The 12,198-nt window shown below is 73.0% G+C and carries 11 protein-coding genes; 7 read left to right on the forward strand and 4 right to left on the reverse strand.

The features are described from left to right. Together AB0K28_RS29285 and AB0K28_RS29290 are read left to right on the forward strand one after the other, a co-directional pair. Positions 1-864 (forward strand): SMP-30/gluconolactonase/LRE family protein, encoded by an 864-nt coding sequence (locus AB0K28_RS29285; RefSeq protein ID WP_345404032.1) that lies wholly within the window; start codon positions 1-3, stop codon positions 862-864. 67 nt (positions 865-931) lie between these two features. Then, positions 932-2,479, forward strand: a complete 1,548-nt coding sequence (locus tag AB0K28_RS29290) for a two-component sensor histidine kinase (protein ID WP_364376326.1) — start codon at positions 932-934, stop codon at positions 2,477-2,479. Here the strand turns inward: AB0K28_RS29290 and AB0K28_RS29295 are convergent, their stop codons facing one another. The 3 genes from AB0K28_RS29295 to AB0K28_RS29305 all read right to left on the reverse strand — a co-directional run bounded on the left by AB0K28_RS29295 (position 2,480) and on the right by AB0K28_RS29305 (position 4,876). Next, positions 2,480-2,695: a hypothetical protein gene (locus AB0K28_RS29295; RefSeq protein ID WP_364376329.1), complete on the reverse strand. Its 216-nt coding sequence runs from the start codon at positions 2,693-2,695 to the stop codon at positions 2,480-2,482. A 180-nt stretch (positions 2,696-2,875) separates the two neighbouring features. After that, positions 2,876-3,583: a TetR family transcriptional regulator gene (locus AB0K28_RS29300; RefSeq protein ID WP_345404041.1), complete on the reverse strand. Its 708-nt coding sequence runs from the start codon at positions 3,581-3,583 to the stop codon at positions 2,876-2,878. A gap of 222 nt (positions 3,584-3,805) precedes the next feature. Beyond that, positions 3,806-4,876, reverse strand: coding sequence for a TetR family transcriptional regulator (locus AB0K28_RS29305; protein WP_364376332.1), 1,071 nt, complete (start codon positions 4,874-4,876; stop codon positions 3,806-3,808). Positions 4,877-4,962: 86 nt separating this feature from the next. Between AB0K28_RS29305 and AB0K28_RS29310 the strand changes: the two genes are divergently transcribed. Continuing rightward, positions 4,963-6,132: a cytochrome P450 gene (locus AB0K28_RS29310; RefSeq protein ID WP_364376335.1), complete on the forward strand. Its 1,170-nt coding sequence runs from the start codon at positions 4,963-4,965 to the stop codon at positions 6,130-6,132. Here the strand turns inward: AB0K28_RS29310 and AB0K28_RS29315 are convergent, their stop codons facing one another. Then, positions 6,133-6,777, reverse strand: a complete 645-nt coding sequence (locus AB0K28_RS29315) for a helix-turn-helix domain-containing protein (RefSeq protein WP_364376392.1) — start codon at positions 6,775-6,777, stop codon at positions 6,133-6,135. Between the two features lie 193 nt (positions 6,778-6,970). On the opposite strand from AB0K28_RS29315, the gene AB0K28_RS29320 reads away from it, so the two are divergent. From AB0K28_RS29320 to AB0K28_RS29335, 4 genes are read left to right on the forward strand one after another with little or no spacing between them, the layout of a single operon-like run. Continuing rightward, complete coding sequence (locus AB0K28_RS29320) at positions 6,971-8,185, forward strand: oxygenase MpaB family protein (RefSeq protein ID WP_364376338.1); 1,215 nt, start codon at positions 6,971-6,973, stop codon at positions 8,183-8,185. Positions 8,186-8,227: 42 nt separating this feature from the next. Next, positions 8,228-9,442: an oxygenase MpaB family protein gene (locus AB0K28_RS29325; protein WP_364376341.1), complete on the forward strand. Its 1,215-nt coding sequence runs from the start codon at positions 8,228-8,230 to the stop codon at positions 9,440-9,442. Continuing rightward, the gene (locus AB0K28_RS29330) at positions 9,439-11,706 is read left to right on the forward strand and encodes a molybdopterin cofactor-binding domain-containing protein (protein ID WP_364376344.1); all 2,268 of its coding nucleotides are present in this window, start codon (positions 9,439-9,441) and stop codon (positions 11,704-11,706) included. The genes AB0K28_RS29325 and AB0K28_RS29330 overlap by 4 nt, the downstream gene beginning before the upstream one ends. 15 nt (positions 11,707-11,721) lie before the next feature. Next, positions 11,722-12,192, forward strand: coding sequence for a (2Fe-2S)-binding protein (locus AB0K28_RS29335; RefSeq protein WP_364376347.1), 471 nt, complete (start codon positions 11,722-11,724; stop codon positions 12,190-12,192). The last annotated feature ends 6 nt before the right edge of the window (positions 12,193-12,198 follow it).

The raw sequence follows: 12,198 nt of genomic DNA on the forward strand, positions 1-12,198 counted from the left end.
ATGACCATCACCGCGTACACCGTCACCGACCCCGTCGCCCAGCACGGCGAGGGACCCGTGTGGTCCGGCCGGTGGGGCGGGCTGCGGTGGGTGGACATGCTGGCCGGCGACGTCCTCGCGCTCACGCCCGGCGGCGAGGTGCGCCGCCGCCACGTCGCCGAGGTCGCCGCCGTCGTGCGCCCCCGCGTCTCCGGCGGGTACGTCGTCGCCGCCGAGCGCGAGCTGCTGCTGGCCGACTCCGACGACCTCGACGCCCCGCTGCGCTCGCTCGGTGAGGCGTGGACCGACCCCGGCGTCCGTATGAACGAGGGCGGTTGCGACCCCGACGGCCGCTTCTACATCGGCAGCATGGCCTACGACTCCGCCCCCGGCCGCGGCTCGTTCTACGTGGCCGGGCCCGGCGGCGAGCTGCGCGTGGTGCTGCCGGAGGTGACGATCTCCAACGGCTTCGGCTTCAGCCCGGACGGCCGGCTGGCCTACTACGCCGACACCGAGACCGGCCGCGTGGACGTCCTCGACTACGAGCAGGAGACCGGGCTGAGCGGCCGGCGCCCCTTCGCCGTCGTGGACCCTTCGCAGGGAGCACCCGACGGCCTGACGGTGGACGCCGAGGGCGGCGTCTGGGTGGCCCTGTGGGACGGCGGCGCCGTCCACCGCTACGCCCCCGACGGCCGGCTCGACGCGGTGATCACGCTCCCGGTCCGCAAGGTCACCGCCGTCGCCTTCGGCGGCGAAGAGCTGAACCGCCTCTACATCACCACCTCGGCCCTGGACGTGGACCGCACGGAACAACCCGAGGCAGGCGCCCTCTTCGCCGCCGACCCCGGCATCCACGGCCTGCCCGTCCTCCCCACCACGCTCTGACCGTGCCGCGAACGCGTTCGGCGCGAGGATGTGCCCGGGTGAGGTGATCAATCGGTAGCGTTAGCGCATGCGTTCGCGCGGTGTGTCGCTGGATGGGCTGTTCGCCGCTTCGGCCGTCGCCCTGGAACTGGTGATCAACGGTTACGCGAGTGAGGGCACCGCGTCGCCGACGCCGCCCGAGTTCGCCGCGGCGCTGCTGGCCGGCCTGCCCATGGGCGTCGTACGCCAGCGCCCCGCCCCCGTCACCGTCTACCTCGCCGCCCTCGTGGTGATCGCCGGCCGGTTGGCGCCGGGCACGGACAGCGCGCAGATCCTGCTGTGCGTGGCGCTGTGCCTGACCGGCTACCGTTCCGGGCTCAGGGCGGCGCGCGGCCCGATGGCCGCCGCCATGCTCGCCACGGCGCTCACCGTGGCTGCCCCCGGCGTCACCGCCGGAACGATGGCGCTCGCGCTCCTGCTGCCCGCCGCGCCCGCCGTCATCGGCGGCTACCTGCACCGCAGCACCCGCGACGTCACCCCTGACCTGCTGCTGGCGGCCGGCGGCGTGCTGCTGGCCGTGCTGAGCACATGGGACGTCTGGCACTCGGGCGGCCATCCGGTCGCGATCGTCCAGGTCGCCGCGGTCGTCTCCGGGCTGGCGCTGGGCGTGGCCAGGAGGCTGCCCGGCCTGGTCGTGGCCGTCGAAGGGGTGCTGCTGATCGCCGCGGACGCCCACCTGCACCGCGCCGCCGACACCGGCATGCTGCTCCTGATGGTGGCGATGGGGGTGTTCGCGATGCGGGTGGCGTCGTGGGCACGGACGGCCCTGGCGTACGCGGCGGGCTGCGTGGTCGTCGCGGTGGCCGTGTTCGAGCCGCTGAGCAGGATCACCACCCTGCGCGTGCTCTTCCTGATGACGCTGGTGGCGATGCCCATCGCGGTCGGCCGTTACTTCGGCATGCGCCGCGCCGTCACCGCGGCCGAGCGGCTGCGGGCCGAGGAGGCCGTGCGCCTGACGCTCGCCCGCGCCCGCGCCGACCTGCTGGCCGAGCGCGAGCACATCGCCCGCGACGTCCAGACCCTGGTGGCGGGCCACGTCGGCGCGATGGTGCTGCGGGCGGGCGACGCCTGCGACGCCGCTCCCGACGGGCCGGTCGGCCACGCGCTCACCGACATCCGCGAGACGGGCAACCAGGTGCTGCGCGACCTCGGCAACCTGCTGCACGGCGCCGACCTGCACCTCGACGCGGCCGAGCTGATCCGCGCGGCGGCCCGCCGCATGTCCGCCGCCGGTCTCGTGGTGGACCTCGGCCTCGACCCCGGCATGGCGACGGTCTCGCCGGTGCTGCGCACGTGCGCCGCCAGCATCGTCCAGGAAGGACTGACGAACGTGCTCAAACACGCCGGCCCCGGCACCCGCGTCCGGGTCACGGTCGCCGCCTCCGGTGGCGGGCTGTCGGTGAAGCTGCACAACGGCCCCGCGCCGGCCACGTCGGAACCCCTGCCCTCCTCAGGCCACGGCCTGGCCGGGATGCGCAAACGCGTCCGCGCCCTGGGCGGCACCCTCGACTCCGGCCCCGACGGCGACGGCGGCTGGCTCCTCCAAGCCGACCTGCCGCCCAGAGGCGGCGAGTGATCACGCGAGTACGCGGTCGGGAGCGCGATGCGAACGGTGGGCGAGCACCGCGCCGCACAACACGACCACGCCGCCCGCGATCCGCGGCACGCCCAGCGTCTCCCCGGCGAACCCGCACGCCATCACCGCCCCCGCGATGACCTCCACCGTTCCTATCGTGGCGGCCACCGCCGACAGCCGCCGCACGGCGTGCACGCCCCACACGTACGGCAGCACCGTCCCCCTCAGGCGGGGCTCGACCCGAGGGCCGCGGGCTCGCTCAGGCGGGGTGGGGCCTGGCCCGCCTGGAGGGTCGCACGCTCGCTCAGGCGGGGACGGGGCCTGGCCCGCCTGTAGGGTCGCACGCTCGCTCAGGCGGGGACGGGGCCTGGCTCGGCCGGAGGGTTGCAGGCTCGTTCAGGTGAGGGTCCGGCCTGGCTCGGCCGGCGCGCTGCCGGGGCGGTCGAGGCCGGCGGCCAGCTCGGCGATGGCGGCGTCGAACCGGCGCCGCAGCACCGCGATGTCAGGCGGCAGGCCGCTCTCGCCCGCCTGGCGCGACCACCGATCCAGCACCACGCGCAGCGCGCTCAGCACGGCGCCGGCGCACACGATCGGATAGACGCTCTCGTCCTCGTCCAGGCCGGCGTCCCAGGAGACCGCCCCGGAAGAGGGCGGGGCGATGCGTTCGGTGATCGCCTCGGCCAGGGCCCGCTCCTGGGCGGCGAGCACGGCCAGCTCGTACGGCACCAGCGACGGCGTGGTCCTGACCAGCCGCAGCGCCCGGATGTGGTCCCGGCCGCCGGTGTCGCTCGCGTCCATGACGGTGAGCACCGCCTCCCTGAAGGCGGCCAGCACCGTCTCCTCCGGGGGCCGGGCGCGGAACTCGGCGATGAGCTGCTCGGCGGCGGCCGAGAGGGTCGCCACGACCGCCTCCTCCTTGCTGGAGAAGTAGTTGAAGAAGGTGCGCAGCGCGATGTCGGCCTCACCGGCGATCTGCTCGACGGTGACGTTCTCGACGCCGTGACGCAGGGAGAGGCGGAGCGCGGCCGCGCTGAGGGCCGCCCTGGTGGCCTGCTTCTTGCGTTCGCGCCGCCCGACGACCGCCCCGGCCTCCTGCTCCACCACGGTCCCCATTATGAAGGGCATGCCACCGCAAGCAGAGCGGTGGAGCTGGCGGGGGGCGACGCCCGGCACGTGCCGGACGGGAAGGGCCGCCTGGCGGCGTCGGCCGGCCTCCCGGCGGTGTCGAGCCCGCTCTGGACGCCGGCGTGAGCGTCGCCCTTACCTTGGACCGCGCACCCACCCACCCCGGTTCCACCGGAATGCGAACGCCGCCCCACCCGCAGGTCAGGGGTGGAGGGCGGCGGCGTGGCAGGCGCCGAAGCCTGCGGCTCGCAGCTCCACGTGGCCCTCGCGCACCCGCAGCGCCACCTCCGTGCGGTCGTCCGGGTCCGCCACGCCGGCGGCCGAAGCCAGCGCGCCCGTGTCGTCGTACAGGACGCGCAGTCGGGGCCAGGCGGCGCGGGGGAAGGCCTGGCGCAGGCAGGTGACCACTTCGGCGATGACGAGGCGGGCCAGGGGGAGCAGCTCCTTGGGGGCGCCGGTGACGATGGCGACGGTCAGCTCGGCGCCGGGGGGCGCGGCGCGGACGAGCTCCTCGGCGGCCGAGAGCCGGTGCAGGCCGAGCACCGCCACCACCCCGTCGCGCTCCGGGTGAGCGGGCTCGCCGGAGACCGCGTCGACGGTCCCGGACGGCGGCGTCCAGGAGGTGGCAGGGGACAGGACCGAGGGGGTCATGGGGGCCTGGAACCAGCGGTCGTCGAGGTCGAGGCCGGCGAGCTGCTCGCACGTCCTGATGACGTTGAACGGATCGACGAACCCGGGCGCCGCCGCCGACAGCTGCGCGGCCCCCTGCAGGACGGTGAGCGCGGACTCGGCGAGCCGCACGAGCCGCCCGTCCGGCTCGCGGGGCGGCCGCAGGCGTTCCATGGCCAGTCCGAGCAAGATGGCGTTGAGCCGCATGAGCTGCGCGTACGGCTTGCGCGTGGCCTCGTCGGCGAGGATCTCGGGCAGCAGGTGCATGCCCAGCCGGCTCGGCTCGTGCTCGCCGTCGGTGACCAGCGGCAGCCGGGTCACCCAGGCCCGCGCGACCTCGCCGAGTGCCTCGCGCACGGTCAGCGCGGGCTCGTCGGGAGGCCGTACGGGCGCGTGCTCGGCCAGGTCGGCCAGCACCGCGAAGTAGAGGGCCCGCTTGCCGGGGAAGTTGGAGTAGACCGCGCCGCGGGTCAGCTCGGCCCGGTCGGCGATGTCGTCGATCTTGGCGTCGCGGTAGCCGCGTTCGGCGAACTCCTCCTTGGCCGCCGCCAGCACCTTCGCCCTGTTGCGCTCCTGCGTCTGTGCCCTGGTGAGCCGGACCAACCGCCCTCCTCCGTTGCCGTGCGCTCGAAAAACAAGATACCGTCAACATTCAAATGATGGCATCATTCGAAATGAGAGGCGGCGTCATGACCGATGTGCCGGAGATAGACCTGTCCGACCTCGCGGTGCTGCGTGACCTGGCCGCCGCGTACGCCCCGGCCAGGGAGAAGTCCCCCGTGGCGCGGCTGCTGGTGCCGGGACTCGGCCACCTGTGGGCGGTCACCCGCTACGAGGAGGCCAGGGCGGCGCTGGCCGACCCCCGCCTCGAGATCAACTCAGGCAGCTTCCTGCGCCCCGACGTCCCCGAGCACTGCGTCCGCTACATGCGCACGATGTCCGAGATGAACGGCCCCGAGCACACCCGCCTGCGCCGCCTCGTCGCGCCCGCGTTCACGCCGCGCAAGGCCGTGGAGTTAGCCCCGCGCATCGAGGCCGTCGTGGACCGCCTGCTCGCCGAGCTGCCGGGCCAGGAGGCCGACCTGCTCGCGCACTTCGCCAGGCCGCTGCCCATGGAGGTGATCTGCGAGCTGGTCGGCATCCCCGCCGCCGACCGCCCCGCCTGGCGCGAGTACGGCGTCGCCGTCGCGAGCGGCCACGGCGAGGCGTTCAAGGAGGCGCTGCCGGCGATCATCGAGGGCGCGAAGAAGGCGATCGCCGAGGCGCGCGCGACGCCGTCCGCGAACGTGGTCTCCGACCTGGCCCGCATCGCCGGTGAGGACGGCGACAGGCTCTCCGACGACGAGCTGGTCACCATGGTGTGGCTGCTGGTCCTGGCCGGCCAGACCCCGGCCAACCTCATCGCCAACGCCCTGGTCACCTTGTTCGCCCACCCCGATCAGCTGGCCGCGCTGCGCGCCGACCCCGCGCTCATGCCGCGCGCGGTGGAGGAGCTGGCCCGCTGGTGCACCCCGCAGATCATGACCGTGCCGCGCTTCGCCGCGCAGGACGTCGAGATCGGCGGCGTCCGCATCCCCAGGGGCGAGCCGGTCACCGTCTCGGTGGCCGCGGCGAACCGGGACCCGCGCGTGTTCGACGAGCCGGACAGGTTCGACATCACCAGGGAGCCGGTGCCGCACCTCGGGTTCGGCCACGGGCCGCACTTCTGCGTGGGCGCGGGGCTGGCCCGCGTGGAGACCGGCGTCGCGCTCGGCGCCCTGCTGCGCCGCTTCCCCGGCATGGAGATCAAGGGCGAGCCGGCGTACCTGCCCGATCCGGGGACGCTGCGGCTGGCGGCCCTGCCGGTCGCCCTGGGCTGATCAGCGTGGCTCCAGCATCGGCACGAGGAACCGCCGCGCGATGCCGGCCAGCTGCTCGTCGTCGTCGAGGTCGACGACCATGCTGGGCACGGCGAGGAAGGACGCCGAGACCCTGACCATCATCTCGGCCACCAGGTCGATGTCGAGCTCCTCCGACACGTGGCCGGCCCGCTGCTCGCGGCGCAGCTGCCCGGCCACGAACTGCCGGACGGTGGCGAGCGTGTGACCGCCGTCGGCGACCATGGACGGCACGACCAGGTCGGGCTCGATCGCGATGAGGCCGCCGATCAGCGGGTTGCCGCGGATCGCGCGCAGCGAGCTGACGAACCCGAGCACCACCCGGTCGGCGGCGGTGCCGGCCTGCTCGATGTCGATGAGGAACCGGTCGAAGTAGCGCCGGAACTCGCGCCGCACGACGTGCTCCACCAGCGCGTCCTTGGTGGCGAAGCGGCGGTAGACGGTGATGCGCGAGACCTTGGCGCGGCGGGCGACGTCCTCCATGGTCGAGCGGCGGATGCCCATGCGGCAGAACTGCTCGTAGGCGGCGTCGAGGATGCGCGTGCGCAGCTCGTCGGTGTCGCCGACGCGCTCGACGGCCTCGAGGTAGGCGCGTTCGAGCAGCGACTCCGACTCGGACGGCGTCATGAACGCGGACAGCGCTGATTCCACCTTCACCTCCTGGCTCGATTGTGCCTCAGTCGCCAACAGCCGCTGTCACGGTCTTGTGATGCCGGTCACGGTGTGCTGTCATGAATGATACACAGACTCAAGTTCTGTTTCATCGTACCAAGAGCGCTCTCGAACCCTCGGCGACAGGCGACAGAGGAGGCACGGCGGCATGGGCGAACTCAGCAGACGCAACGTGTTGAAGGCGGGTGGGGCGCTCGGCGCGATCGGCGCGCTCACCGCGGCGGCCCCCGCCCAGGCGTGGACCTGGTCGGCCAAGGGCTCGGTGGCGGGCACGGGGGCCGGCCTCGACCCGCGCTGGGTCTGGGACGAGCAGGCCGACCCGCTGGTCGCCTCACTGCTCGACCGCGGCGACGTACCCGAGGTCAACCGGTTATTACGCACCTGGACCAAGAACGGCCAGCCGCTGCCCGCCGGGCTGCCCGCCGACCTGCGCGACTTCATGGAGGAGGCCAGGCGGCTCCCGTCGTGGGCCGACCACGGCAAGCTGGCCACCGCCGTCCGCTTCAACGAGAAGCGCGGCCTCTACCTCGGCGTCCTGTACGGCCTGGCCAGCGGCATGATGAGCACCGTCATCCCCAAGGAGGCCCTGGCGGTCTACTACTCCCAGGGCGGCGCGGACATGAAGGACCGCATCTCCAAGACCGCCAAGCTCGGCTACGACATCATGTCGCGCAACGCCTACCAGCCCGACGGCGAGATGGTGGTGACCTGCGTCAAGACGCGGCTCGTGCACGCCGCCGTACGCCACCTGCTGCCGCAGTCGCCGTACTGGCCGGGCCGCGCCGAGGAGGACATCCCGATCAGCCAGCGCGACATGATGGTCACCTGGCACAGCCTGCCCACCACCGTCATGCAGAAGCTGGTCGACTGGCGGGTGCCCATCCCCGCCGCCGAGTCGGAGGCGTTCCTGCACTCCTGGCAGCTCTGCGCGCACATGCTCGGCATCAAGGACGAGTACATCCCCGGCTCGTGGTCCGAGGCGAACTCGCAGGCCGACCAGGTGCTCACCCCCGTGCTCGCGCCCACCACCGAGGGCATCGAGCTCGCCGACATCCTGCTCAGCCTGGGCACCCCCGTGGACGCCGGCATCCTCAGCAAGCCCATTCTCGGCGCGTTCACCCGGTTCATGCTCGGCAACGAGATCGCCGGCTGGCTGAGGATCCCGCGCGAGCCGATCTGGGACCCGCTGCTGCGGGCGTCGTGGGGGCCCTTCATCGCGGTACGCGAAGGGCTGCTGCCCTTCCCGCTGGCGCCGGCGGCGTACTGGACGTTCGACGAGTTCCTGCGCAAGGCGGCCCTGCTGTTCCTGTCGGAGGGCCGGCCGATCAGCATCGAGATCCCCGAGAGCAACCGGCCCTCCTGAGGTGTCCACGGTGTCCACGACAGGAGGAAGGAGAGCACGGGCATGGCGGAGCTGAGCAGACGCAGGATGCTGGTCACGGGAGGCGCCCTCGGGGCGCTCGGAGCACTCGGGATGGCGATGCCGGCCCACGCCGCGGCGTGGACCTGGGCGCCGGGCGGCTCCATCGCGGGCGCCGGGACCGGCGCCGACCCGCGGTGGGTGTGGGACGAGGAGGCCGACCCGCTGGTCGCCTCGCTGCTCGACCGCGGCGACGTGCCGGAGGTGAACCGGCTGCTGTGGGACTGGAACAGGAACGACCAGCCGCTGCCCGCCGGGCTCCCCGCCGACCTGCGGGACTTCATGGAACGGGCCCGGCGGCTCCCGTCCTGGGCCGACCGCGCCAAGCTGGAGACGGCCGCGACATTCACCAAGGCCAGAGGGCTCTACCTCAACCTGCTCAACGGCGTCGGCGGCGGCATGCTCAGCACCGCCATCCCCAAGGAGGCCCGCGCGGTCTACTACTCCAAGGGCGGCGCGGACATGGAGGACCGGGTCGCCAAGACCAGCATCTTCGGGTTCGCGGTCGGCGACCTCGACGCCTACCGGCCCCAAGGCTCGTGCGTGGTGGAGGCGGTCAAGACCCGGCTGGTGCACGCCGCCGTACGGCACCTGCTGCAGCAGTCGCCCCACTGGGGCGGCGACATCCCGATCAGCCAGGAGGACATGCTGGTCACCTGGCACACGCTGCCGACGTTCGCCATGCGCAAGCTGCTGGAGTGGCGGGTGCCGATCACCGACGCGGAGTCGCAGGCGTACCTGCACGTGTGGCAGGTGACCGCGCACATGCTCGGCATCAAGGACGAGTACATCCCCGCCACCTGGGACGCCGCGGGCGCCCAGTCGGACGAGATCCTGCCGAGGAACATGGGCCCCACTCCCGAGGGCGTCGAGCTGACCGACATCCTGCTCGGTCAGCTCGCCGAGCAGACCAGCCCCGGCAGCATCAGCAGGCCGCTGTGCAACGCGCTGGCCCGCTATCTGGTCGGCGACGTGGTGGCCGACTGGGACGACATCCCGCGCGAGCCGGTGTGGGACCCGGTCATCGCCTCCGCCTGGCCGAAACTCGTCAGGTTCAGGGAGGGGATCATCCCGCTGCCGCTGGTGCCGAGCGTCGCCTGGGTGATCGACGAGGCCGTGCGCAAGTACATCCTCTTCTACCTCACCAAGGGGCAGGAGACGAAGATCGAGATCCCGGCCACCAACCGGCCCGGCCGATGACCGCACAGAGCACGGGCGTCGGCCGGCGCCGCTTCCTCGGATACGTGCTGGCGGCCCCCACCCTGGTGGCGGCCGCCCAGCTCCTGCCCGCCCCGGCGGCGGCCGGTGAAGCCGCCGACATCACCGAGCTGGTCGACCTCAACGACCTCATGACCGTCGCCGCGCTGCCGACCTCCGGCCTCATCAGGGTCGAGGTCGGCGGCGACGGCACGGTGTCGTTCGCGCTGCCGCGAGCCGAGGTGGGCCAGGGCATCACGACCTCGACGGCCATGCTGATCGCCGAGGAACTGGCGGTGCCGCTCGACCGGGTCCGCGTCACGCTCGCCGACGCCAGGCCCGAGCTGATCTTCAACCAGCTCACCGGCGGCTCCAACACGACGATCGCCACCTACACCCCGATCAGGGTGGCCGCCGCCGTCGCCAGGCAGCGGCTGCTGGCCGCCGCGTCGGCCGAGCTGGGCGTCCCCGCCGGCGGCCTGACCATGAAGGACGGAGCCGTCGTCGGTCCCGCCGGTCAGAGCATCGGGATCGGCGCGCTCGCCGCCGAAGCCGCCTCCGCCACCACCCACCAGGTCCAGGTCGAGCTCACCCAGCGCAGGAGCTTCGCCGTCATCGGCCGCCCGCACGGCCGCGTCGACGCCCGCGACGCCGTGACCGGGCGCAAGACGTTCACCATGGACCTCGACGTGCCCGGCGCGAAACCGGCGATGGTCTGCCGGCCGCCGACCATCAACGGCAAGGCCGGCTCCGTCGCCAACCTCGCCGAGGTGGCCGCCATGCCGGGCGTCACCGACGTCGCCGTCATCTCCACCGGCGTCGCGGTCCGCGCCGACACCTTCGGCCAGTGCATCGACGCCGTACGCGCCCTGCGCGTCACCTGGCGGCCCGGCACCGTCGCCGGCAGATCCGACGACGACGTGCTGCGCGACCTGCGGGCCGCCGAGATCCCGCTCGGCATCAGGCCGCCCACACCGGTCGTCGAGGGCCTGTTCACCTTCTATTTCCGGGGCAACAGCGCGCTGGAGACCAACTGCGCGATCGCCGACGTACGCGACGGGCGCGCCGAGATCTGGTCGTCGCTGAAGTCGCCGATCGTCGCCCAGCAGGCCATCGCCGCCCGGCTCGGGCTGCCGCAGGACCGGGTCACCGTGCACGTCACCGAGGGCGGCGGCTCCTTCGGCCGCAAGCTCTTCTTCGACGCCGCGCTGGAGGCCGCCGAGCTGTCGCAGAAGATCGGCAAGGCGGTCAAGCTCATGTGGCACCGCGCCGACGACGTACGCCAGGGCCGCGTGCACCCCATGGTCACCTCCCGGGTCCGGCTGTCCCACCTGGGCGACACCGTGCTCGGCTACCAGCAGCGGCACACCGGCGTCTCCACCGACCTCGGGCACGGCCTCGGCGAGATCATCACCGCGCTGGCCGCCCGCCTGCCGGTCGGCGACATGACCTTCGCCCAGACGTTCTTCCACTTCAGCCAGTCGATGCCGTACACGCTCGGCGTGAGCAGCAGGCTGCTCAGCGAGACCGGCAAGGGCTTCAACACCGGCAGCATGCGCAACGTCTACTCGCCCGACGTCACCTGCGCCCGCGAGCTGATCCTCGACCAGCTCGCCGCCCGCACCCGCAAGGACCCCTACCGGCTCCGCCGCGGCCTGCTGCACGACGCGCGTGCCAGGGCGGTGCTCGACCGGGTCGCCGAGGCCGGGTCATGGGGGCGGGCGATGCCGGCCGGGACCGCGCAGGGCATCGCCCTGCACACCGAGTACAAGTCGGCCAGTGCCGCGCTCGTCGAGATCGACTGCCGGCCCGCCACCGTCGGCCGGCCGATCCGCGACGGCGTGACAGGGCCGCGCGTCACCAAGGTCGTCTTCGCCGTGGACGCCGGGCTCACCGTCAACCCGCGCGGCCTCGAGGCGCAGATGACGGGCGGCATCATGGACGGCATCGCGCTCGCCCTCACCTCAAGCCTGCACCTGCGCGACGGCGCCTTCCTCGAGGCGAGCTGGGACGACTACTTCTACACCCGCCAGTGGAACACCCCGCCCGACGTGCGGGTCATCATCATGCCCGACACCTCCGACCAGCCCGGCGGCGCGGGCGAGCTGGCCGTGGCCGCGTCGATGGCCGCCGTCGCCTGCGCCTACGGCCGCGCCACCGGCACCATGCCGACCACGTTCCCGATCAACCACGGCACGCTGTCCTTCACCCCCAAGCCCACCGTCCCGCCCGTCCCGCCGTCGCCGGTCGACGGCCTCACCCGCTGAGCGGAGGAGCAACCCGTGCCCGAGTACACCTTCCGCGTCAACGGCGAACAGGTCACCGTGGACGTGCCGGGCGACGTACGCCTGCTGTGGGTCCTGCGTGACGTCCTCGGCGTCACAGGCCCCAAGTACGGCTGCGGCATCAACGTCTGCAAGGCCTGCACCAGCCACGTCAACGGCAAGGCGGTCAGCCCCTGCTCCGTGCCCGTCTCCGAGCTGCGGCCCGGCGACGAGGTCACCACCATCGAGGGGCTCGCCGGCGACGACGGCCTGCACCCCATGCAGCAGGCGTGGATCGACCACGACGTCTCCCAGTGCGGCTACTGCCAGCCCGGCCAGATCATGGCCGCCGTGGACCTCGTGCGCAGGGTCGCCGCAGAGGGCCGCGCCATCACCGACGACGACCTCGACGGCATCCGCAACATCTGCCGCTGCGGCACCTACCCCCGCATCCGGCAGGCGATCAGAGCCGGCGCCGAGCGCATGTGAGCGCCC

The sequence above is a fragment of the Nonomuraea sp. NPDC049504 genome, from assembly GCF_040676845.1.
In the GTDB taxonomy this organism is placed as follows: Bacteria; Actinomycetota; Actinomycetes; order Streptosporangiales; family Streptosporangiaceae; genus Nonomuraea; species Nonomuraea salmonea.